The sequence below is a fragment of the Kribbella sp. CWNU-51 genome (genome assembly GCF_054073265.1).
The window spans coordinates 49,905-72,929 of record NZ_JBSXMZ010000047.1 but is presented as its reverse complement, the minus strand read 5'-3'; the positions used below and the strand labels follow the sequence as shown (position 1 = coordinate 72,929).

Below are 23,025 nucleotides of genomic sequence, written 5' to 3'. Positions count from 1 at the left end.
TCCAGTGTCGCCTGGGGCGTCACCTGTGTCAGCGCCGTACGCCGACCGCCTCCAGGTACTCCGCGCGCGCCGCGACCGTACCGTCGTCTGCGTAGTCGAACGCTCGCGGTACGTCGGCGAGATCCGTGGCCAAGTGGCGATAGTCCTCGCCGTCCAGCGACCCGGCCAGCCGGGTAATCGGTCCGTAGAAGTCCATGAACCACATGGCGAAGTGCTCCGGCGAGTGGTAGCGGAACACGTAGTCACGCTTGGTCAGCGCCGTCCACTCGACCCGATCACCGAACAGCTCGACCAGATGGTCCTCGGTGCCCCACAGCGTCGGCGACTGCACCCCGGCCGGCGGCGGCGCCCACTTGGACACCGTCTTGAACAGCCGGCCGATCATCCCGGCCGGCGTCCAGCTCGCCAGCGCGATCTTGCCGCCCGGCCTGACGACCCGGACGAGCTCGTCCGCCGCGCGCTGGTGGTCGGGCGCGAACATCACACCGACTGTGCTCAGCGCGAGATCGAACGCTTGATCCGGGACCGGCAGCTTCTCTGCGTCGCCTTCGGTGAAGGTGACCGGAAGGTGCTCCGCCGCGGCCCGTTCGCGGCCCTGCTCCAGCAGGTTCGCCGCGTAGTCGACACCAGTCGCCTCGGCGAATCGCCGGGCCGCCGCCAGTGCCGCGTTGCCCTGACCACAGGCGACGTCGAGGGCGCGCTGCCCGGCCCGGACGTCGGCGGCCTCGACCAAGAGCTCGGCGATGATCTGCAACGTATTGCCCACCCGCGGGTAGTCGCCGGTCTGCCACCCGGCCCGCTGCTTGTCCTTGATCGCCTCGAAGTCCACGGCCGTACTCGTCATCTCGTTCCCCCTGGAAGTCACTACCACTTCGGTGGCCGGATCTGGCCACCTGGATCCCAGCCAAAACGGTCACCGTGTGACGCGGCGTGTGACGACCCAGGGCGCCGTACGACGGGACCAACACTCCCGCTGGTCACGCAGAGCAAAACATCGTTGTCATAGGTTGGTATATCGACTGATCTGCGGATATGACTTCGTAATTCCCACGCGGCGATGAACTCTTGCCAACGTTGTCATCGCTACTTATAGTCCGACACACCTCTCAGTCAGTGACCGGCCTGTACGCGCAACGGAAACGGAGGTGACTTTCGTCATGAACACGGTGCCAGACATGAACGAAGGGCCGCGCCCGCAGTTCGAAGATGTCGAAGACGTCATTCGCTATCAGTTGAGTCGGCGAAGCCTGGTCGGAGGAGGTGCCGCGGCCGCGATGACCGCCTTCCTGGCGGCCTGCTCCGGCGGTGGCGGCTCGTACTCCGACAAGCCCGCCAACGACAACAAACCCGCTGCCACCAAGTCGATCCAGATCGGCAAGGCCAACATCCCGGTTCCACGGGACCAGTCGGTGATCGTCGGCCAGGTCGAGTACACGGTCTTCGACAGCTTCAACGGGATGATCCCGAACGGCTCGCCGTCGGGTGCCGGCGTTGAGCTGAGCACCGAGCCGCTGTTCTACCTCAGCTTCGCCACCGGTGAGATGCGGCCGTGGCTGGCGACCGAGTACAAGTACAACGACGACCACACCGAGGTGACCTTCAAGTTCGACCCGAAGGCGCACTGGAACGACGGACAGCCGCTGGGCGCGAACGACTTCAAGTTCACCATCATGCTGCTGAAGGATCGCCCGGACCTGTTCGGCGGCGGCGGTGAGCTGAAGGAGTTCGTCAAGGACATCGAGGTGCCGGACGCCCAGACCGCGGTGGTCAAGATGACCAAACCGGGACCACGGTTCCACTACAACTTCATCTCCGCGATCGCCGGTCCGCCGCTCGGGATCATGCCCGAGCACGTCTGGAAGGCGCAGGACCCGACGAAGTACAAGGACAACCCGCCGGTGCACAGCGGTCCCTACAAGCTGAAGCAGGCGATCCGGAACCAGAAGATGTTCGTCTGGGAGAAGGATCCGAACTACTGGAACAAGGACAAGCTCGACGTCAAGCCGCAGTACGTCGTCTACCAGAGCACGTCGAAGCAGCTCGACCAGGCGTCACTGGCGTTCGAGCGGGCCGAGTTCGACGTCGGCTCGGTGGACGAGCAGCACGCCAAGCAGTTGCGCAACACCGGCTACCCGGCCTTGCAGACCACGCAGTTCCACGACCCGAACCCGCGGGTGATGTGGCTGAACTGCGACCCGGCCCGGGGTGTGATCTCGGAGCCGAAGATGCGCTGGGCGATCAACTACTGCCTCGACCGGGAGAAGATCGGCAAGTCGATCTGGCCGGTCCCGGTGCCGCCGGCGCAGTACCCGTGGGCGGACTACCCGACCAACGACAAGTGGAAGAACGACGAGCTCGCGAACAAGTACAAGTTCGAGTTCAACCCGGACAAGGCGACCCAGCTGCTCGACGAGATCGCGCCGAAGAACGCCGCCGGCAAGCGCACCTACAAGGGCAAGGAGATCAACCTCGAGATCATCACGCCCTCGCCGGTCGACGGCGGTGAGTACGCGATCGCGAACGTGCTGAAGACCGAGCTGGCCAAGGTCGGCGTCCCGGCCACCCTGCGCAGCCTGGCCGGCAACGTGCACGACGAGAAGTTCCAGCGCGGCCAGTACGACATCGACTCCAGCTGGGCCGGGATCGCGGTCGACCCCGAGCAGCTGTACTCGGACTGGACCAGCGACAAGTACCAGCCGGTCGGCAAGAACGCGGCCGGCAAGAACAAGCTGCGGTACCGGAACCCGAAGTTCGACGAGATCTCCGAGAAGCTCGCCCAGCTCGACCCGAACAGCGAGGAAGCCAAGCCGCTGCTCAACCAGGCGCTGGAGATCTACTTCCAGGACCTGCCGATGCTGTCGGTGATCCAGACCGGTTACCCGTCGTACTTCAACACGACGTTCTGGAAGGGCTGGCCGACCGACGAGGACCTGTACGAGGTCCCGCTGAACTGGTGGCAGCACTTCATCTTCGTGCTGGGCAAGATCGAGCCCACCGGGCAGAAGGGACCGGCGTGACGGCGGAGGCCCCGCCTGCGGTAGCTGTCGGCAAGAGCCAGGACTCCGCACCCGTCTCGGGGGTGCGGGCCTGGCTGTCGCGGCATCCGCTGGCGGCGTACGCGATCCGCCGGTTCGGGCTGTATCTGATCGAGCTCTGGGGCGCACTGACCATCGCGTTCTTCTTCTTCCGGTTGATGCCGGGTGACCCGATCCAGACGCTGATCCAGACCCTGCAGCAGAACTACATCTACAACGCGCAGGCGAGTGCCGAGATCATCGCCCGCTACAAGCACGAGTTCGGGCTGGACGGGAACCTGCTGACGCAGTACCTGACGTACATGCAGAAGCTGATTCTGCACGGCGATCTCGGGCCGAGCCTGATCAACTACCCGACGCCGGCCCAGACGGTGATCCTGCGATCGTTGCCCTGGACAATCGGTCTGCTCGGCATCTCCGCCGTACTGGCCTGGATCTTCGGCATCGCGATCGGCGCGGTCGCCGGCTGGCGGCGCGGCAAGGCCGGCTCCGCGATCGCCACCAATCTGTCGATCGCGCTGTCGCACGTGCCCTACTTCTTCGTCGCGCTGGTCCTTGTGTACATCTTCGCGTACTCGATGGGTGTCCTGCCGGCCAGATCGGCGTACGACTCGAACATCGATCCAGGGATCAGTCCGCAGTTCGTCGGCAGTGTGCTGAAGTACGGGTTGTTGCCCGCGTTGTCGATCGTGATCATCGGGACGTTCAGCTGGATCCTGTCGACCCGGATGCTGATGGTTCCGATTCTCGGCGAGGACTACCTGGTGTACGCCGAGGCGAAGGGACTGAAGGGCCGGCAGGTCCTGACCCGGTACGCGCTGCGGAACTGCTACCTCCCGCAGGTGACCGCGTTCGGGATCTCGCTGGGCTTCATCTTCAACGGGAACGTGCTGGTCGAGCAGCTGTTCAACTACCCGGGACTGGGCACCACGCTGGTCACCGCGATCCAGCAGCTCGACTTCAACACGATCCTCGGCGTGACCGACATCGCGATCTTCTCGGTCCTGACCGCCGTCCTGCTCCTCGACCTCGTGCTCCCGCTGCTTGACCCGCGGGTCAAGTACTGGAAGTGATGACGATGAGAATCCTGACCGCGGTACTGCGGACGATCCGGAACAGCCGGCGGCTGGCGACCGGACTGGTCATCCTCGGACTGCTGATCCTGATCGCGCTGTTCAGCCCGCTGATCACCAAGGCCATCGGTGGTGGCCAGGACCCGATCGAGCTGGCGGCGTACGACAAGTGGCTGGTGCCCGGGCCGGACCACCTGCTCGGCACCGACCAGTTCGGGCGGGACGTGTTCGCGATGGTGGTGAAGGCACTCGCGGTGTCTCTCCAGATCGGTGCGATCGCCGGTGTCATCTCGACGGTGATCGGTGTGATCGTGGCGTTCGTCGCCGGGTACAAGGGCGGCTGGATCGACAACGTGCTCTCGACGTTCACCGGGATCCTGCTGGTGATCCCGACGTTCCCGTTGCTGATCGCGCTGTCGGCGTACGCGAAGAGCGTGAGTCTGTTCCAGGTCGGCGTGATGATCTCGATCTTCGCCTGGCCGTTCGCGGCCAAGACGATCCGGTCGCAGGTGCTGAGCCTGCGGACCCGTCCGTACGTCGACCTGGCGCGGGTCAGCAAGGCGCGCGACCTGGAGATCATCACCACCGAGCTGCTGCCGAACCTGCTGCCCTTCATCGGCGTCGGGTTCGCGGCGTCGGCGCTCGGCGCGATCTTCGGCCTCGTCGGCCTGGAGATCATCGGCCTCGGGCCGGCCGGCGTGATCGACCTCGGCCAGATCATCTTCAACGCGATCGGCACCGGCGCGCTGACGCTGGGTGCCTGGCCGATGTTCGTCGTGCCGATCGCATTGCTGACCTTGTTGTTCGCGGCGCTGAACATGGTCAACATCGGCCTCGAAGAGGTCTACAACCCGCGACTGAGGGGAGTGGCCGGTGAGTGACTCGGCGAACGTGCTGGAGATCAAGGGGCTCGAGGTCGCCTACTCGACCAACCGTGGCGACGTGAAGGCGGTCCGCGGGATCGACCTCGACGTACGGCGCGGCGAGATCCTCGGCATCGCCGGGGAGTCGGGCAGCGGCAAGAGCACGCTCGCGGTCGCACTGCTCCGGCTGCTCAAGCCGCCGGGCAAGGTGACGGGCGGGTCGGTGATGTTCCATCCGGCCGGGCGGTCGCCGGTGGACCTGCTCAAGGTGCAGGGCGAGGAGCTCCGGGTGCTGCGGTGGTCGGCCTTGTCGTACCTGCCGCAGGGGTCGATGAGTTCGCTCAACCCGGTGATGCGGGTGCGCGACCAGTTCAAGGACGTGATCCTGGAGCATGCGCCGGGGCGACGTGACTCGCTGTCCGAGTTGATCCCGCGGCTGCTGGGACAGGTCGGGCTGGAGCCGCGGGTCGCCTCGATGTATCCGCACGAGCTGTCCGGTGGGATGAAACAGCGCGTGCTGATGGCGATCGCGGTCGCGCTCGAACCGGATCTGGTGATCGCGGACGAGCCGACCACCGCGCTGGACGTGACGATCCAGCGGGTGATCCTGCAGTCGCTGGCCGATCTGCGCACCGACTTCGGGGTCACGCTGATGGTGATCTCGCACGACATGGGTGTGCACGCCCAGCTGGCCGACCGGGTCGCGGTGATGTACGACGGCGAGTTGGTCGAGGTCGGCGGCGTACGTCAGGTGTTCAAGAATCCACGGGATCCCTACACCCGGCAGTTGATCGAGTCGATCCCACGACTGGGACGGAGGGCATCGTGACGTTGGAGCTCGAGCTTCGTGGCGTACAGCAACGATTCCATGCTCGCGGGGTGGCCGGCGGGTATGTGACCGCGGTGGACGATGTGAGCTTCACGCTCGCCGCGTCGCCGCCGCAGATCGTGAGTCTGGTCGGTCAGAGTGGCAGTGGGAAGAGCACGATCGCGCGGAACGTCCTCGGCCTGCAGAAGCCGACCGCCGGATCGGTGCGGTACGGAGGGAAGGACATCTTCCGGCTGAGTCGCGCGGAGTACGACGAGTACCGGCGCGACGTCCAGCCGGTGTTCCAGGATCCGTATGCGATCTTCAACCCCTTCTATCGCGTGGATCGCGTGCTGTGGAAGGCGGTGAAGAAGTTCGGGCTCGCCTCCACGCGGTCATCCGGTCTGGAGCTGATCGAGGAGTCCCTGCGGGCGGTGCGGCTGGAACCGGAGAACGTCCTCGGACGGTATCCGCATCAACTGTCGGGCGGCCAGCGGCAACGCATCATGCTGGCTCGGGTGCACATGCTGCGTCCGTCGTTCATCATCGCCGACGAGCCCGTGTCGATGCTCGACGCCCAGGTCCGCAAACACTTCCTGGACATCCTGCTCGACTTCCAGCGCGAGCACGGGATGACCACGCTCTTCATCACGCACGACCTGTCGACCGTCTACTACCTCGGCGGCGAGGTCATGGTCATCACCAAGGGCCAGATCGTCGAACGCGGTCCGGTCTCCACCGTGATGCACGAGCCGTCCCACCCGTACACCGAGCTCCTGCTCGACTCGATCCCGCAACCCGACCCCGACAACCGCTGGACCACCCGCATCCAGGTCGACGAGCTGGATCGCGTCGACGACAACACCCCCGCCGACGCGACCAAGCCCGAAGCCCCGATCCTCTGAGCGACCATTTCAGGCGTCAACCCCCGAGCTGGTGGGTTGCCCTCTCGAAATCCCGGGGGGCAACCCACCAAGTGAGGGGTTGACCCCACAAGGGGGCTCTATTGCTCGATGTATGGGGAGGTGGTCTGGTTGGGTCCGCTGGGCCGGCGGGAGCTCGAGGCCACCCGGACCGCCCAAGTGAGCTGAGCGCCTCCCCTGCGGCCAGGACCCGTGCTCGGCGCCAGGGTTGCGCCCGCCTCCGCCCCCCGGTCGTCCGGGGAGGATTTCACCCCCGTGAAGGGACATTTCCCTCCCCAGTCCACCCACCTCCCGGACCTGGGACACCTACTGGGGGCCAGTCGACCGCCGCTCGGAGCGGACCCAACCGATCCACGATCCGAACCCCACCTCACCGGACGCTGAGTCGTGGATCCAGGCGATCAAACCCGCGTGTCGACTACCCCGATCCACGACTCGACGACCGGCCTGCCGTTGACACCTCGCTCCACGACTCGCCAAAACACAACCACGACCCCCTGTGCACGCCCGACGACTAAGCCAGGGGGTTGACGCCCGAATTTCAGCGGTCAACCCCCGAGCTTGTGGGTTGCCCCCTGAGAATTTGGGAGCCGAACCCACCAACTCAGGGGTCAACCCCTGAAATGGCCCAGGCCCAGCGTCGGCGTCGGCGTCGGCGTCGGCGCCGGCGCCGGCTTGGGCTTGGGCTTGGGCCGAGGGTGCGGTCAGACGGTCTTGATGGCTGGGTCGCTGATGCCGGGGGTGCCGGTTTCGACGTGGCCGGCGAAGCGGCGCAGGTACGACGGCTCCGAGTCGATGGCGACCGAGACGTCGTACCAGCGGCTGGTGGTGGTGATGGTGTGGGTGGTCTTGCCGGGGCGGAGGTCGAGCCGCTTCGGCTTGCCGCCGTACGCTCCCGTGAGCGTGACGCGGCGGGCGACGTCGGTGGTCAGGGTGAGGTCGACGTTGCCTGTGCGGGTGTTCTCGCGGGCGGTGATCTCCAGGCCGGTGGCGGGCTTGCCCTTGAAGGTGCGGAGGAAGCCGTTCGGCCCGTGCACGGTCAGGTCGTAGACGCCGTTGGAATAGCTGGTGTTCCAGCTGTCCGCGACGCTCTTGCCGGCCTCGGTCGTGTAGGTCCACGGGCCGTCGGTCCGGTTCGCGGACGTGATCAGGAACTGGGCGCCGGCGTGCGGGCCGGAGCTGAAGGTCAGCCTGTACTTGCCTCCGGCAACCACACCGTCGACGATCGATGCGTAGGGCAACGGCCTGGTACGGCGGCTGCCGCGCTCCTGAGCCGGGATCCGGCCGACCGCCGGTGGCGTCGGCACGTAGTCCGGGTGCCGCTTGTCGTCCGGCGGCTCGTAGGCCGTGGTGTCCGGGAGCCGCGCCGGCCGGGTGGCCGTCGTACCGAAGTCGAAGGCCGAGCTGAGGTCACCGCAGATCGCCCGCCGCCACGGCGAGATGTTCGGCTCGTCCACGCCGAACCGCTGCTCCATGAACCGGATGATCGAGGTGTGGTCGAACACCTCCGAGCACGTGTAGCCGCCGGTGCTCCAGGGCGACACGACCAGCATCGGCACGCGCTGTCCCAGACCGTACGGGCCTGGCGCGACCTTGGTCCCGGTGTACAGGTCGGGCCCGACGTCGACGGTCGACAGACCCTGCGCCGCGGACATCGGCGGGTACGGCGGTACGGCGTGATCGAAGAAGCCGTCGTTCTCGTCGTACGTGATGAACAGCGCGGTCTTGCTCCAGACCTCGGGGTTCGAGGTGAGGGCGTCGAGGACCTGGGAGATGTACCAGGCGCCGTAGTTGGCCGGCCAGTTCGGGTGCTCGGTGAAGGCCTCCGGCGCGGCGATCCAGGAGATCTTCGGCAGCCGGTTGTTCTTCACGTCGGCGGTGAGCTGAGCGAACAGGCTCTCGCCGGCCTTCGCGTTCGTGCCGGTGCGGGCCTTGTCGTACAAGGGGTTCCCGGCCTGGGCGTTGCGGTAGGTGTTGAAGTACAGCAGCGAGTTGTCGCCGTAGTTGCCGCGGTAGGCGTCGTCGATCCAGCCCCAGCCGCCGGCGGCGTCCAGGCCGTCGCCGATGTCCTGGTAGATCTTCCACGAGACGCCGGCCTGCTCGAGCCGCTCCGGGTACGTCGTCCAGCCGTAGCCGACCTCGTCGTTACCCAGGACCGGGCCGCCGCCGGTGCCGTCGTTGCCCGTGTAACCGGTCCACATGTAGTACCGGTTCGGGTCGGTCGAACCCATGAACGAGCAGTGGTAGGCGTCGCACAGGGTGAACTTGTCGGCGAGCGCGTAGTGGAACGGGATGTCCTCGCGGGTCAGGTACGCCATCGTGGTCGAGCTCTTCGCCGGGATCCACTGGTCGTACTTGCCGTTGTTGTGCGCCTGGTGCGCGTCGGGCCAGCTGTGCGCGAGGTCCTGGATGAACTGCAGGCCGAGGTTGTCCGCTTCCGGCCGGAACGGCAGGATCTCCCGGCCGGCGGCGTCCTTCTGGTGCCATACCGGCTGACCGCTCGGCAAGGCGACCGGCCGCGGGTCACCGAAGCCGCGGACACCGTTGAGGGTGCCGAAGTAGTGGTCGAACGATCGGTTCTCCTGCATCAGTACGACGATGTGCTCGACGTCCTTGATGTCGCCGAACCGGCGATGTGCCGGGATCGCGGCGGCCTGCTCGATACTGTTCGTCATGGCGGCGAACGCGGCCGATGCTCCCGCGAGCTGCAGGAACCTCCGGCGATTGATGTCTGGCATACGGGTCTCCTGACGGGCGGTGGGGCGGATGGAGTCTGGAACACCAGGACTGCGTCGCAGGCACCCTAGTCTGAACGATTAACACCCGGAAGATGAACTCTGCTGTCCATTCCCGGTGATTTTCAAACTGTTCTGAACGCCGCATCCGTAGTTCGATCACCGGCAGCGATTGCTCTCCGCGACGTTCGGCGGGAGACTGGACTAGCGCGCGGCCTGGGGGTTGGGGGAGGCTGCGATGGGCGGGCGGGCGCTCGCTGGAGGCGCCGCAACAGAGGTGGAGCGGCAGCGGCTCGAAGGGCAGCTCGCGGCCTTGACCGACCAGTTCGCCGCCGCCAACGAAGTACTCTCCGCGGTCGGCCGCTCGGCCGGCGACCCGGACTCCGTCCTCACCACCATCGTCGAGAGCGCCCGCCGGCTCTGCCGCTCGCAGGCCGCCCAGCTCTACCCGTTCGAGGACGGCTACTACCGACTCAGCAAAGCCGTCGGCATGTCGGCGGAGTCGATCCGCTACATCACCGACCACCCGATCCCGATGGACCGGGGAACGCTGATCGGCCGAGCCGGCCTGGACCGCACCACCCAGCAGATTGCCGACGTCCTGGCCGACCCCGAGTACAGGCTTCAGGACCTGCAGCAGCTGGGCGGCTTCCGGACGTTGATGGCCGCGCCGATGGTGATCGACGACCAGGTGGTCGGGGCCCTGTGTATCTGGCGCAACGAGGTCAGACCGTTCGACGAGCGGGAGCAGAACCTCGTGACCGCGTTCGCCGGGCAGGCGGCGATGGCGGTGAACAGCGTGAAGCTCGTCCAGCAACTCGAGGCCCGCGGCGCCGAACTCGCCCGGAAGGTCGGTGAGCTCGAGGCGCTGCGTGAGGTCGGCGAGGCGGTCAACTCCAGCCTCGACGTGTCCAAGGTGCTGTCGACCATCGCCAAGCACGCGGTCCAGATCTCCGCCACCGACGGCGGCTCGATCATGGAGTACGACGAGGACCAGCGACAGTTCCTGGTCCGGAGCGTCTACCGGACCGACCGGAGTGTGATCGAGCGGCTGCGGGCGACCCGGATCCATCTCGACGAAACGCTGGTCGGTCGTGCGGCCAAGCTGGGCCGGCCGCTGGCGGTGCCCGACCTCAGTACCGCGGAACTCGATCCACATCTCGCGGTGTTGTACGAGGCCGGTTGGCGTTCACTGGTCGCCGTACCACTGCTCCGGGAGGGGCAGATCGTCGGTTCGCTGGTGGTCCGGCGGAAGCGACCTGGGGAGTTCTCGGCGGAGACGCTCGCGCTCCTGGAGATGTTCGCGGACCAGTCGACGCTCGCGCTCCTGAACGCGCAGCTCTACCGAGAGCTCAAGCAGCGCAGCGCCGAGCTCGAGGTGGCCAGCCGGCACAAGTCCGAGTTCCTGGCCAGCATGTCGCACGAGTTGCGGACGCCGCTCAACGCCGTCCTCGGCTTCTCCGAAGTCCTGCTGGAGCGGATGTTCGGCGAGCTCAACGAGCGGCAGGAGGAGTACCTGCGCGACATCCACGGCTCCGGCAAGCACCTGCTCGAACTGCTGAACGAGATCCTCGACCTGTCCAAGGTCGAGGCCGGCCGGATGGAGCTGGAGTACACGACGTTCCCGCTGCGCCGGTTGCTCGACAACACCGCGGCGATGCTGCGCGAGCGGGCCACCCTGCACGGCATCGACCTGCGGGTCGAGGTCGGGCCCGGCGTCGACGAGGTGTACGCCGACGAGCTGCGGCTGAAGCAGGTCGTGCTGAACCTGATGACCAACGCGGTGAAGTTCACCGGCGACGGCGGCTCGGTGGTGGTGAGCGCGACCCGGTCCGGGGCCGAGGTGCACATCGCGGTCACCGACAGCGGTCGCGGCGTACCGCCGGAGGACCGGGAGCGGATCTTCGAGTCGTTCCAGCAGGGCGGTCGCGGTCCGTCGCAGGAAGAGGGCACCGGGCTGGGGCTGACGTTGTCGCGGCGGATCGTCGAGCTGCTCGGCGGCCGGATGTGGTTGGAGAGCGAGGTCGGCGTCGGCAGCACGTTCGGATTCTCCTTACGCAGCAGGGAGAACGAGCACCGGCCTGACCCGGCCCGGACCGTCGGCGACGTCGTGGTCATCGAGGACGACCGGCCGTCGCTCGACCTGATCACGGCCTATCTGTCCGGCGCGGCGCTGCAGGTCACGGTCGCCGGCGACGGTCAGTCCGGGCTGGACGCTGTCCGGCGAGTCCGGCCGGACGCCGTACTGCTGGATATCCGGCTGCCGGGGATCGACGGGTGGGCCGTGCTGCACGCCTTGAAGGCCGAGGCGGCAACCCGCGACATCCCGGTGATCATCGTGTCGATCGTCGAGGAACGGGCTCGGGGCGCGGCGCTCGGGGCCGCCGCGTATCTGGTCAAGCCGGTCAGTAGGGACGCGTTGTTGCAGGCACTGCGAGCGGTCGGCGTGGTGGCCGGCCCCGAGGGGGAGAATCGATGAATCCGGGCCGGATCCTGGTGGTGGAAGACAATCCGAAGAACCTCAAGCTGGTACGGGACGTGCTGAGATTCTCCGGGTACGAGGTGATCGAGGCGACCTCGGGTGAGGACGGGGTTCGGCTCGCGGCCTCCGAGCATCCCGACCTGATCCTGATGGACCTGCAGCTGCCCGGCATCGACGGCGCCGAGGCGTTGCGACGGATCCGGGCCGGCGAGCAGACCCACGCCGTACCGGTGGTCGCGGTGACGGCGTTCGCGATGGACCACGATCGGCAGCGCGCCTTCGACTCCGGCTTCACCGGGTACGTCGAGAAGCCGATCAGCGTGCGCCGGTTGCCGCAGCAGGTCGAGGACTTCCTCCGGCTGGGCGGTGCGACATGACGAAGGTGCTCGTGGTCGACGACCAGCCACCGAACGTCCGGCTGCTGGAGGCCATCCTCAGCCCGCGCGGGTACGACGTACTGACCGCGTCGTCGGGTGAGCAGGCGCTGGAGCTGATCGATGCCGAGGACATCGATCTCGTCCTGCTCGACATCCTGATGCCGGGGATGGACGGGTACGAGGTGTGCCGGCGGATCCGTGACCAGGTGGACACGGCGTACCTGCCGGTCGTGATGGTGACGGCCAGCGGCGACGAGCAGAAGGTGAAGGCGCTCGAGGCTGGCGCGGACGACTTCCTCACCAAGCCGGTCAACCAGAGCGAACTGCTCGCCCGGGTGGCGTCGCTGGCGCGGATCAAGCGGTACCAGGACACGATCAAGCGGCAGGCCGCCGAGCTGACCGCGTGGAACCAGGAACTGGAGTCGCGGGTCGAGAGCCAGGTGTCGCAGTTGCAGCGGATGGGCCGGTTGCGCCGGTTCCTCAGCCCGCAGCTGGCCGAGCTGATCGTGGACTCCGGCGACGAGTCGTTCCTGGCCAGCCACCGGCGCGAGATCGTCGTGGTCTTCTGCGACCTGCGCGGCTTCACCACGTTCGCGGAGGCGAGCGAGCCGGAGGAGGTGATGGGCGTGCTGGAGGAGTACCACCACGCGCTCGGCGACCTGATCTTCCGCTTCGAGGGAACGCTGGAACGCTTCGCGGGCGACGGCCTGATGGTGTTCTTCAACGATCCGGTGCGCTGCGAGGACGGCCCGTTGCGGGCGCTGCGGATGAGTGTCGCGATGCGGACCCGGGTCCGCGGACTGGCCGAGACCTGGAGCCGGCGCGGCCATGACCTCGCGCTCGGGATCGGAATTGCCCAGGGGTACGCGACGCTCGGCACCATCGGGTTCGACGGACGGCTCGACTACGCGGCGATCGGGAGTGTGACCAACCTGGCCGCGCGGTTGTGCGCCGATGCCGAGGCCTGGCAGATCCTCGCCACGGAACGGGTCTACGGGGCCGCCGGCGACGCGGTGATCGGCGAGGATGCCGGTCTTCGTGAGGTCCGCGGCTTCAGCCGAACCGTGCACGCGTTCAGTGTCCGCGGTCTCGACAACGCGAGGATCGTGTCATGACCGGCGATCTGTGGACCGCTCCCGGTGAGGTCGGCCGTGGACTGTCCACCCTGACCGAGGAGGAGCGGTATCAGCGCTTCGACCAGTTGCAGGCGCGGATGGGCGGGGTGTGGGACGCGATGCGGATGAACTACGACGACGAGTCCGTGGTCGTCGTACCGTCGATCTCGCTGGACAAGACCGAGGCCGCCGGGACCGGGACGGCCATGGAGGCGTACGAGGAGCGGTTCTTGTTCCTGCTCATCCTGTTGCGCGAGCCGCGGCTGCGGATGGTGTACGTGACCTCGATGCCGATCGCGCCCGAGATCATCGAGTACTACCTGTCCTTGCTGCCCGGCGTGATCCCGAGCCATGCGCGCGCCCGGTTGTCGCTGATCCCGGTCAACGACGCGTCGCCGATCCCGCTCAGCGAGAAGCTGCTGGCCCGGCCACGGCTACTCAGCCGGATCGCCGCGCTGGTCCCGAACCCACTGCGGTCGCACCTGATTCCCTACAACACGACCGAGCGCGAACGCGATGTCGCGATCAGCCTCGGGATCCCCATGTACGCCGCCGATCCGCGGCTGGCACCACTGGGGTCGAAGTCCGGCGGCCGCCGATTGTTCGCCGAGGTCGGCGTACCCCATCCGCTCGGGGTGGAGAACCTGCACACGCTCGACGAGCTCGCCGATGCGCTGGTCGGGATGCGTGCCGAACGGCCGGCGATGGACAGCGCGATCGTGAAGCTCAACGAGGGCGTGTCCGGTGAGGGCAACGCGGTCGTGCGGCTGAAAGGGCTGCCGGCGCCCGGATCGGCGGGGGAGCGGGACGAGGTGATGACGCGGCTGCGCGAGATGGAGCTGGAGTCCGTGACGACCCCGTTCGAGGTGTACGCCGCGAAGTTCGCGGAGAACGGTGGGATCGTCGAGGAACGGATCGTCGGTGCCGAACTGCGCAGTCCGAGCGTGCAGCTCCGGGTGGTGCCTGGTGGTGGGGTCGAACTGCTGTCCACGCACGACCAACTGCTCGGCGGCGCGAGCGGGCAGAGCTACCTGGGCTGTGTGTTCCCGGCGGCACCGGAGTACGCGCGGATGATCACCGAGCATGCCGCGACGATCGGCCGGCGACTGGCGGATCAGGGTGCGCTCGGGCGGTTCGCGATCGACTTCGTCGTGGTGCGCGATGCCGCCGGCGGCTGGACGTCGTACGCGATCGAACTGAACCTACGCAAGGGCGGGACGACGCATCCGTTCTTGACATTGCAGTACCTGACCGACGGGAGGTACGACCCACGGACCGCGTTGTTCGTCACGTCGTTGGGGCAGGAGAAGCACCTGGTCGCGACGGATCACCTCGAGTCGGAGCTGCTCAAGGGGTTGGCGCCGGCCGATGTGTTCGACATCGTGGCGCGGCACGGGCTGCACTTCGATCAGTCGCGGCAGGTGGGCATCGTGTTCCACATGATCAGCTGTCTGACCGAATGCGGCCGGCTCGGGCTGACCGCCGTCGGGGACACGCCGGCGGAGGCCGATCGCCGGTACCGTGATGCTTCCCGCATTCTGCTGGCGGAGGCGGAGCAGGCCTTCGTGGAGCAGCCACTGCCGAGCTGAGAGGTGCGATGGAGCGAGTCTGGTACGTCGCCTACGGTTCCAACCTCGCTCTCGACCGATTCCGGTGCTACCTGGCCGGCGGCTGCCCTGCCGGCGGCGCACGCGTGTACGCGGGCTGCCGCGATCACAGCGACCCCCAGCGAATCGCCGGTGTCCACGTGCCTGGCGGGCTCGTGTTCGCCGGTGCGTCGCGGGTCTGGGGCGGTGGCTCGGCCTTCTACGACCACGCAGCGGCGGGATGTGTCGCCGGCCGGGCCTATCTGCTGACGGCGGACCAACTGGGCGACGTCGCTGCTCAGGAGATGCGCCGGGAGCCGGGCGGCGAGTTCGCCCGCGAGCTGGCCGCGCTGCTGCCGGACGTGGACGCGCTCCACACCATGGGACCCGGCCGCTACGAGACCGTCGTACGCCTCGGCGAACGCGACGGCCACCCGATGTTCACCGTCACGCATGACCCGGCCGCCGACCTCGAGCCGGCCGCGCCCACAGCGCCGTACCTCCGCTGGATCGCCACCGGCCTGACCGAAGCCCACGGCTGGAACACGCAGCAGATCGTGGAATATCTGCAGGCCGCGCCGGGCGTCCAGAAAGCCTGGACGCCCGACGCGCTGACCGACCTGCTTACCGCTTGATGGCGACGCAGGTCGCGGTGGAGTGCTTTGACGGGTCGCTTTCGGAGGTGGCGGTGAGGGTGATCTTGGCGAGGGGGGTAGTGCCGGCCTTGGTGTAGACGGGGACGGTGACCTGTTGGCCGGCGTTGGCGGTGGTTAGGGCGTTGGGGACGGCGATTGACCAGTCCTTGCCGTTCACCTTGGCGGAGACGCGGTAGACGTCGCCCTTCAGGTACGGCGTGATGTCCTCGGGGTGCTCGGAGACGGTGCCGGCCTTACCGGTGTTGGTGAGTGAGAAGTTGCAGGTCTGGACACCGTTGGACGCCGGCTTCGCGACCGTCGGCAGGACGCGGACGCCACGCTTCTGGGCGCCGGAGCCGTCCAGTGAGCGGACCGCGACCGTATAGGACAGCACGCCGGCGCGGTCCCGGTGCACGTTGGTGATGTAGAAATGCAGCCGGTTGGCGGTGTCGGTGTACTCGTACTCGCTGCCCGAGTTCGTGCCGGCGTGGAACAGCGCGTCCGACAGCTGGCGGTAGTCGCCGATCGTGATCGGGACCTTGGTGCCGTCGGGCAGCACGTAGTCGGTCATGGTGATGTCCTGCGGGTTGGCGTCGACGACCCACTCGAACGGCGCCTGATCCTGGTTCTTGGTCTTCGCCAGCAGTACGCCGGAGTCGGAGGTGAATGAGTCCGTGCCCATCCGGTCGACCACCTCGACGGTGTAGTTCTGGTAGCCGCGACCATCACACATCGGATCCGTGTTCACATCACAGGGCGCATCGAGATCGCCCGTACCGCCGAGCTGGATGTTGATCCCGGACAGGTCCTTCGGCCCAGGTTGCACGGTCCGCGCGATGACATTCGCGATCACCACCCCGGACGAGGCCAGCGCCTCGCGGGACAACCGCAGGACGTTCTGTTCGTCGACCATCTGCAGCTTGATCTTGTTCCGCAGCATGTGCTGGGCGCCCATCGACGCACCACCGGTCGCCGGGATCGTCCAGCGGCTGTGTGGGCCACCCGGACCGTTGAAACTTCCGCGGCTGAGCATCTCCCACATGCCGGTGTAGTCGCGCCGGGCCGGGATGCTGTACGGGTTGTTGTAGTTGTCGCCGATGCCCAGGATGTGGCTGAACTCGTGGGCGAACACGGCCATGCCCGAGCTCTCCGCCTGGGTCGACGAACCACCGCCGGCGTTCGGCCAGATCGACGCTCCCGCGGCCCATGACGTCCAGTCGACGTACCGGGTGTTCGACCAGTTCGGCAGGCTCGGGTCCGGCGGACCGAAGTCGTCGCTGACATCCTCCTTGGTCGGGAACTTCATCATCCCGAACTCCTGCCAGGTGGACGACTCGTCCTGGCCGGCACTCAGGAAGAACACGAAATCGAACCCGGCCGGCACGTCGGGACCCTGATCGGCCACCCACGCCGCGCGACCGTCGGTGCGGATGTTCTTCGTGCAGTTGTCGCCGGCCGGGCAGGCGGTGCCACCCTGGAACTCCATCGCGTACTCGTGCGACTTGCCGGGCATCCGATACGGGCCGAACGCGGTCAGGTCGACGCCGTACCGGCCGCCGGAGTCCCCCATCCAGTACTCGTGCAGGGTGTGGCCGCGGTTCAGCGCGTTGGGCGTGTTGAGGAAGTTCTTGTAGAACTCGCCGACCTGGTCGCGCGGTACGCCGTTCGCCTCGGCACTCGGGTTGCCGAAGACGGTCGAGCCCTTGGGCTTGGTGATGACGAAGTCCTGGTTCGGATAGTCGAGCAGCACGAGCGCACCCTTGAACGTCCGGACCGAGCCCTTCGTCGCCGGGTTGGCCCAGTCGGTCCCGGGCGGCTTGACGTAGTCGCTCCAGGTCATGTGGTCCGGGTTCTCCCAGTTCTGCGGGTCGATCGGACCGGGCAGACCCTGGGATGTGGTGGCGATCCGCCGGTCCTGGCCCGACTCCTGCCACGGCTGCTTCTGCGGCCAGTGCGGATACTGCCAGGCATTCACGGGATCCGGGGGAGCGGCCGCCGCGTCGGTGGTCGCGGGAGCAGGTGCGGTCAGGGCCACGCCCGCGACGGCTGCGGCGCCGAGTACGGCGGCCAGCCGTACGGCGAAACGGGACTTCCGGAGGTTGGGCACGGGCGGTGTCCGATCGACGAGGGCGGATAACGGATCGGGATTTTGCCCGTCAGCATGCCCTTTTCACGGGCTGCCGACACGGCGGTTTTCCCCTGCGTCACCAAGCCGGGCGTTTTCCGCAACCATCGAGCCCGGGGGATGGAATCGGCGCGGGGCAGGCGGACAATTACAGCATCGGGAAAGGGGCCGGAGATGGCCGATGACGTGATCATCGTGGGAGTCGACGCCGCGTGGCAGCGCAGCAAGGCACTCGACTGGGGGGTGACCGAGGCGCTGCTGCGGGAGTTGCCGCTGCGCGCGATCCACGGCGTCGAGGAGCCGAGGCGCTACAGCGACACCCACGCTCCGGTGCGGGTCGACGGGGAATCGGTCGTCCCGGTGAGGATCGACAAGGCGGCCGCCCGGGTGGTGGACGAAGTGCGCCAGTACCTGGCGGGAATCGACACCGAGCTGGACCTTGGCGTCGACCTGCGCGTCGGGAAGCCGGATGACGTGCTGGTCGACCTCAGTGCGACCGCGACGATGCTGGTGCTCGGCCGGCGCGGGCACGGCGTCTTCGCCGACCTGCTGATCGGCTCCACCTCCGACGCGGTCGGCAACCGCGGCCGCGGCCCGGTGGTCGTCGTACCGAGCGGCTGGCAGCAGCAGGAGCACCGCACCGCCCCGGTCCTGGTCGGCGTCGACTGGATCGAGTCCGAGCCCGACCAGCCGGCTATCGAGTTCGCTGCGGACCACGCCGCCGCGCACGGCGTACAGCTCACCCTCGTCCTGGTCTGGGACTTCCCCTGGGAGGTCGCCACCGACCAGCCCGCTTCCGCCGAAGATATCGACCAGTGGCACGACATGGCTGATGCCCGCGGCGCCGAGCTCGTCGAGGAGTGGCGCGCCAAACGCCCCGGCGTCGAGATCACGCATGACGTCCACCAGGGCCACCCCGTCGAAGGCCTCCTCGCCGCCGCCGAGACCTTGAACCCCCAGCTTCTCGCCGTCGGCGGCCGCCCCCGCTCCCGCCTCGCCGAACACCTCCTGGGCTCCACCGCCCGAGGCGTCCTGCACCACACCACCCACCCCATCGCCATAGTCCACCAACGCCCGTAGGTGCCGTCGCAGCCGACGACTGAACGTTCAGCGGGAGCTGAACAAGAAGTCGATCCGGCTGTGAATCCGCCGCGGTCCCATGGTGCGTATGTCTTCCAGAGCACCGGACGATGACGGGAGATGTGCCATGGGAGCGGACAAGGGTCTGGAGACGCTGATCGAGGTGGTGCGGCAGTCGGCGGAGGCTTACATCCGCGGTGACATCGACGCCTACCTGGACCTGATCCACCACAGCGACGACTACACGTTGATGTCGCCATTGGGCGGGGAGGTCGTCCGTGGTTTCGACTCCTCACCGGAGGCGTTGCAGAGCACACGCGAGATGTTCCGTGCCGGGGAGGCGACGGTCGACATCGAGCAGTGCTACCACTCCGGCGACCTGACGGTTCTCGTCGCGGTCGAACGGCAGCATGGCGAGGTCGGCGTACTGCCCGCCCAGGACTGGTCCCTGCGCGTCACGCTGGTCTTCCGACGCACGCCATCAGGCTGGGACCTGGTGCACCGCCACGCCGACCCTCTGGTCCACCCCATCGGCTTCGGTCAACTGTCCGAACTGGCGCGAGGGGCCGCCGGCTGACACGCCCAGAGGCCCGTACGGCGTGCCGGGTTGCCACCGCGAGCGCATACTGCGAGATGTAGGGGGAGCTCGTATCAGGGGGACCGACGATGCCTGTGCCCGGTGGTTACTCCATCAAGACCTATCGCTATCTGCGGATGGCGATGATCGCCATGATCGTCCTGCTCGGCGCGTCGCTGGTGATCGAGTGGTCGAAGACCGATCCGCATTGCCTGCAGAACTCGATCAGTGCCTACTACTACACACCGGTACGCGCGATCTTCGTCGGCTCGCTGATCACGATCGGCGTGTGCATGGTGGTGCTGAAGGGCAACACCGAGCCGGAGGACATCCTGCTCAACGTGGCCGGCATTCTCGCGCCCGGTGTCGCGCTGGTCCCGACGCCGGGGCGGGGCACCTGCCACTCGGTGCCGGTGGACCTCGGCGACGCGGCGGCGAACGTCTCGAACAATATGCTCGCGTTGTTCATCATCGCCGTGCCGTGTCTGGTGGTCGCCGCGATCTTCATCATCCGGGATCGCATCCAGCACCCGAACCAGTGGACGTGGATGTACGTGGTCGGCCTCGCCGTGTCGACGCTGATCTTCGGTGGTGGGCTCGTGTGGTTCTTCGTCGACCGCGAGGGCTTCATCGACAACGCGCACTACGCGGCCGCGATCACGATGTTCGTGTGCATCATCGCCGTGGTCCTGCTGAATGCCGAGCAGTTCCGGCGCAAGCAGCGCAAGCACGCGGTCCCGCACTCGCCGGCGAACCGGTACTCGGTGATCGCATTGCTGATGGTGCTCGCGCCGCTCGTGATGGTCGGCTGGAAGGCGCTCTTCGGCTGGCAGCACGCCGTCCTGTGGATCGAGGGCGCACTGATCCTGCTGTTCGCCGCGTTCTGGGTGAGTCAGACCCAGGAGCTGTGGAACGACGGCATCCGTCAGGAATTGCCGCGGTCACAGGCGACGCCGTCACCGTTGCGATCCAGTTCGGTCGAGTAGCCAGGGTCGCCCCGGTGGAGCGGCGCCTTACCGGCGGCGCGCACCTCGGCACAGTTCTTGTAGACCACGGTCGTGGTCGTGGCCTGGGGCGCGGTCGGCTCGGTGGTCGGCACCGACTCGGTCGGTGTGGGCGCCGGCTCCGACGGTCGCGTCTGCGTCGGTGTCGGCGTAGGGCTCGGTGTCTGCTTCGGAGTCGGTGTCTCGCTCGGGGTCCGGGTCTGCTCGTGCGTGGGCTCGGTGGTCGGTGCTGTCGTCGGCGCCTTGGACTGCGGTGCGGTTGGCGTGCTCCCCGGCGCCGGAGTTGTCCCGGCCTCGGTCGTCGCTGCGCCGGTGGGCGCCGTACTGGCCGACTCGCCGCCGCTGAACGGGTTGAACAGCACCAAGGCGATCAGCGCGAGCGGGATCGCTGCGATCACGCCGAACTTGACCCTGCTCGTGCCGCCGAACCGGCCCAGCGGACCGCGGACGGCGCGGCCGTTCTCGTCGACCCAGAACGCCCAGGCGTCCGGCGCGGGCGGCCATGTCTTTGCGGGCCGCCAATGTTTCGGTGGTCGCCACCGCGCCGTCGGCGGATCGGGCCAACCAGGCGGTGCGTTGAACTGCCTCACTCCCAACCTCCCCAGTGCGTGCAGCAGCCTAGCGACAGCAGGCAGAGAGGGAAGCCCGGGGCCAGGAAGCCCTTGTGTTTCATGCGTTTGACCGCAGTCCTCGCGGCGTGGGCCGTCGTGTGAGGGCTAAGTCTCGTTGACAGACCCAGCGGGGTGGTGTGAGGCTCGGTGCATGACTGAGACGCAGGAGCAGGCGCCCGGGTTGGCGGACGACTCGACGAGCCGCAGCCGGACTTTCTCGTGGATGGACCCGGCGCTGACGGCGGCGCGGATCGGGAGCACCTCGGGCCTGGAGATGCTGCGGGCGATGCAGGGTGGGGAGATCCCGGCGCCACCGATCCTGCATCTGGTCGGAGCGACCGGGTTGGAGGCGGAGGAGGGGCGCGTCACGGTGTTCATGCCGGCGGCCGAGTTCCACTACAACCCGCTCGGCACGGTCCACGGCGGGATCATCGCGACACTCCTCGACACCGCGGCCGGCTGCACCGTGCACTCGACTCTGCCGGCCGGCATCGGCTACACCTCCCTCGACCTGATGACCCGGTTCATCAAGCCGGTCACCGTCAAGTCAGGTCTGCTCCGCTGCGAAGGCACCATCATCAGCCGAGGCCGCCGTACCGCGGTCGCCGAATCCCGCTTGTTCGACGAGCGCGGCACGCTGCTGGCCCAGGCGACTTCTACGTGCCTGATCTTCGAGGTGCCTCAGGCCTGATCGGCGAGGAGCTTCTCGGTGGCGACCAGGCGGACGCAGGTGGCGAGGCCGGTGATGGCGGCTTCAACCTCGGGGAGTTCGGGGTAGGTGGGGGCGATGCGGATGGTCTGGTCGGTGGGGTCGTCGCCGTACGGGTGGGTGGCGCCGGCCGGGGTGATGGCGATGCCGGCCGCCTTGGCCTTGGCGACGACCTCACGGGCGCAACCTTCCGGCACCTGCAGGCTGATGAAGTAGCCGCCGGCCGGGTTGGTCCACGAGGCCAGGCCGGTGCCGCCGAGCTCGGCGGTGAGGATCTTGTCGACCACGTCGAACTTGGGCCGGATCACGTCGGCCAGCGTCCGCATGTGCGCGTGCAGCCCGTCGGCGTCGCGGAGGAACTGAGCGTGCCGCAGCTGGTTGATCTTGTCCGGACCGATGCTCTGCTTCACGGTGTGGCTGAGCCACCACTCGAGGTTGGCCGGTGACGATCCGAAGAACGCGACGCCGGCGCCGGCGAACGTGATCTTCGAGCTGGAGCCGAACACGAAGGCCCGATCCGGGTGATCGTTCTCAGCGCACAGCGCGAGTACGTCGGCGATCGTCGCGGGCGAGTCGGTCAGGTGATGGACGGCGTACGCGTTGTCCCAGAAGATGCGGAGGTCCGGTGCCGCGGTCTCCATCGCGGCGAGCCGGCGGACGGTCTCGTCGGAGTAGACAGCGCCGTCCGGGTTGCTGTACTTCGGCACGCACCAGATGCCCTTGATCCGCGCGTCCTCGGCGACCAGCCGCTCGACGACGTCCATGTCGGGTCCGTCGGCAGTCATCGGCACCGGGATCATCCGGATCCCGAACCGCTCACAGATCCCGAAATGCCGGTCGTACCCCGGCACCGGGCACAGGAACGCGAGCCCGTCCACGTCGGCCCACCGCTGCTCGGCCCCCGGCACCTTCCCGAGCAGCGCGAACACGACGGCGTCGTGCATCAGTTCGAGGCTAGAGTTCCCCGCCGCCAGCAACTGCTCGACCGGCACCTGCAGATCCTCGGCGAAAATCGCGCGCAACTCCGGCAGCCCGTTCAACCCGCCGTAGTTCCGCAGGTCGGTCCCATCGGCCGCGACCGGTTTCCCCTCCAGCCCCAGCACTCCGTTGGCCGCATCCAGCTGCTTCGGCGAAGGCTTCCCGCGGGTGAGATCGAGCTTCAGCCCCTTCGCCACCAACGCCTCATAGTCCTGCCGGGCACGGTCACGCTGGGCGGTCAACTCTTCGACACTCACGGGGGGAGTCCTTTCACGGTGCTAGGTGTTGGGCCCCAGCCTAGTGATCACC

19 protein-coding genes are annotated in these 23,025 nt (G+C 67.5%); 14 read left to right on the top strand and 5 right to left on the bottom strand.

Annotated features, from left to right (window positions below; translation table 11 throughout):
• Positions 1-28: 28 nt before the first annotated feature.
• Entirely contained in the window at positions 29-844 is an 816-nt protein-coding gene (locus ACXC9Q_RS36360) for a class I SAM-dependent methyltransferase (RefSeq protein ID WP_457061182.1), read from the bottom strand.
• 313 nt (positions 845-1,157) lie between these two features.
• Here ACXC9Q_RS36360 and ACXC9Q_RS36355 point away from each other — a divergent pair, with 313 nt between their 5' ends.
• The 5 genes from ACXC9Q_RS36355 to ACXC9Q_RS36335 are packed head-to-tail and all read left to right on the top strand — an operon-like array spanning position 1,158 to position 6,684.
• Entirely contained in the window at positions 1,158-3,017 is a 1,860-nt protein-coding gene (locus ACXC9Q_RS36355) for an ABC transporter substrate-binding protein (RefSeq protein ID WP_457061181.1), read from the top strand.
• The gene (locus ACXC9Q_RS36350) at positions 3,014-4,108 is read left to right on the top strand and encodes an ABC transporter permease (RefSeq protein WP_457061180.1); all 1,095 of its coding nucleotides are present in this window, start codon (positions 3,014-3,016) and stop codon (positions 4,106-4,108) included. Before ACXC9Q_RS36355 ends, ACXC9Q_RS36350 begins: the two co-directional genes overlap by 4 nt.
• A 5-nt stretch (positions 4,109-4,113) precedes the next feature.
• Entirely contained in the window at positions 4,114-4,989 is an 876-nt protein-coding gene (locus tag ACXC9Q_RS36345; RefSeq protein ID WP_457061179.1) for an ABC transporter permease, read from the top strand.
• On the top strand, positions 4,982-5,800 hold the full coding sequence (locus tag ACXC9Q_RS36340; RefSeq protein ID WP_457061178.1) for an ABC transporter ATP-binding protein: 819 nt from the start codon (positions 4,982-4,984) through the stop codon (positions 5,798-5,800). The genes ACXC9Q_RS36345 and ACXC9Q_RS36340 overlap by 8 nt, the downstream gene beginning before the upstream one ends.
• Complete coding sequence (locus ACXC9Q_RS36335; protein ID WP_457061177.1) at positions 5,797-6,684, top strand: ABC transporter ATP-binding protein; 888 nt, start codon at positions 5,797-5,799, stop codon at positions 6,682-6,684. The genes ACXC9Q_RS36340 and ACXC9Q_RS36335 overlap by 4 nt, the downstream gene beginning before the upstream one ends.
• Positions 6,685-7,406: 722 nt before the next feature.
• On the opposite strand, the gene ACXC9Q_RS36330 is transcribed toward ACXC9Q_RS36335, so the two are convergent.
• Complete coding sequence (locus ACXC9Q_RS36330; protein ID WP_457061176.1) at positions 7,407-9,440, bottom strand: phosphocholine-specific phospholipase C; 2,034 nt, start codon at positions 9,438-9,440, stop codon at positions 7,407-7,409.
• 235 nt (positions 9,441-9,675) lie between these two features.
• Here ACXC9Q_RS36330 and ACXC9Q_RS36325 point away from each other — a divergent pair, with 235 nt between their 5' ends.
• From ACXC9Q_RS36325 to ACXC9Q_RS36305, 5 genes are read left to right on the top strand one after another with little or no spacing between them, the layout of a single operon-like run.
• Positions 9,676-11,916 carry a GAF domain-containing protein gene (locus tag ACXC9Q_RS36325; RefSeq protein WP_457061175.1) on the top strand — a complete coding sequence of 747 codons (2,241 nt, stop codon included), beginning with the start codon at positions 9,676-9,678 and terminating at the stop codon, positions 11,914-11,916.
• A complete protein-coding gene (locus tag ACXC9Q_RS36320; protein ID WP_457061174.1) occupies positions 11,913-12,296 on the top strand; it encodes a response regulator in 384 nt (127 codons plus the stop codon). Before ACXC9Q_RS36325 ends, ACXC9Q_RS36320 begins: the two co-directional genes overlap by 4 nt.
• Positions 12,293-13,411, top strand: coding sequence for a response regulator (locus ACXC9Q_RS36315; protein WP_457061173.1), 1,119 nt, complete (start codon positions 12,293-12,295; stop codon positions 13,409-13,411). The genes ACXC9Q_RS36320 and ACXC9Q_RS36315 overlap by 4 nt, the downstream gene beginning before the upstream one ends.
• Positions 13,408-15,000: a peptide ligase PGM1-related protein gene (locus ACXC9Q_RS36310; protein WP_457061172.1), complete on the top strand. Its 1,593-nt coding sequence runs from the start codon at positions 13,408-13,410 to the stop codon at positions 14,998-15,000. Before ACXC9Q_RS36315 ends, ACXC9Q_RS36310 begins: the two co-directional genes overlap by 4 nt.
• A gap of 8 nt (positions 15,001-15,008) precedes the next feature.
• Positions 15,009-15,632, top strand: a complete 624-nt coding sequence (locus tag ACXC9Q_RS36305) for a histone deacetylase (RefSeq protein WP_457061171.1) — start codon at positions 15,009-15,011, stop codon at positions 15,630-15,632.
• Here the strand turns inward: ACXC9Q_RS36305 and ACXC9Q_RS36300 are convergent.
• A complete protein-coding gene (locus tag ACXC9Q_RS36300; protein WP_457061170.1) occupies positions 15,622-17,739 on the bottom strand; it encodes a M6 family metalloprotease domain-containing protein in 2,118 nt (705 codons plus the stop codon). The two genes, ACXC9Q_RS36305 and ACXC9Q_RS36300, sit on opposite strands and share 11 nt — an antisense overlap.
• A 192-nt stretch (positions 17,740-17,931) precedes the next feature.
• On the opposite strand from ACXC9Q_RS36300, the gene ACXC9Q_RS36295 reads away from it, so the two are divergent.
• From ACXC9Q_RS36295 to ACXC9Q_RS36285, 3 genes are all read left to right on the top strand, one after another.
• Complete coding sequence (locus ACXC9Q_RS36295) at positions 17,932-18,837, top strand: universal stress protein (protein WP_457061169.1); 906 nt, start codon at positions 17,932-17,934, stop codon at positions 18,835-18,837.
• Positions 18,838-18,964: 127 nt separating this feature from the next.
• The gene (locus ACXC9Q_RS36290) at positions 18,965-19,414 is read left to right on the top strand and encodes a YybH family protein (protein ID WP_457061168.1); all 450 of its coding nucleotides are present in this window, start codon (positions 18,965-18,967) and stop codon (positions 19,412-19,414) included.
• Between the two features lie 89 nt (positions 19,415-19,503).
• The gene (locus ACXC9Q_RS36285; RefSeq protein WP_457061167.1) at positions 19,504-20,400 is read left to right on the top strand and encodes a hypothetical protein; all 897 of its coding nucleotides are present in this window, start codon (positions 19,504-19,506) and stop codon (positions 20,398-20,400) included.
• On the opposite strand, the gene ACXC9Q_RS36280 is transcribed toward ACXC9Q_RS36285, so the two are convergent.
• The gene (locus tag ACXC9Q_RS36280; protein ID WP_457061166.1) at positions 20,340-21,008 is read right to left on the bottom strand and encodes an excalibur calcium-binding domain-containing protein; all 669 of its coding nucleotides are present in this window, start codon (positions 21,006-21,008) and stop codon (positions 20,340-20,342) included. The two genes, ACXC9Q_RS36285 and ACXC9Q_RS36280, sit on opposite strands and share 61 nt — an antisense overlap.
• A 172-nt stretch (positions 21,009-21,180) precedes the next feature.
• On the opposite strand from ACXC9Q_RS36280, the gene ACXC9Q_RS36275 reads away from it, so the two are divergent.
• Positions 21,181-21,720: a PaaI family thioesterase gene (locus tag ACXC9Q_RS36275; RefSeq protein ID WP_457061165.1), complete on the top strand. Its 540-nt coding sequence runs from the start codon at positions 21,181-21,183 to the stop codon at positions 21,718-21,720.
• On the opposite strand, the gene ACXC9Q_RS36270 is transcribed toward ACXC9Q_RS36275, so the two are convergent.
• Positions 21,711-22,973: an aminotransferase class I/II-fold pyridoxal phosphate-dependent enzyme gene (locus ACXC9Q_RS36270; protein WP_457061164.1), complete on the bottom strand. Its 1,263-nt coding sequence runs from the start codon at positions 22,971-22,973 to the stop codon at positions 21,711-21,713. The two genes, ACXC9Q_RS36275 and ACXC9Q_RS36270, sit on opposite strands and share 10 nt — an antisense overlap.
• Between the last annotated feature and the right edge of the window lie 52 nt (positions 22,974-23,025).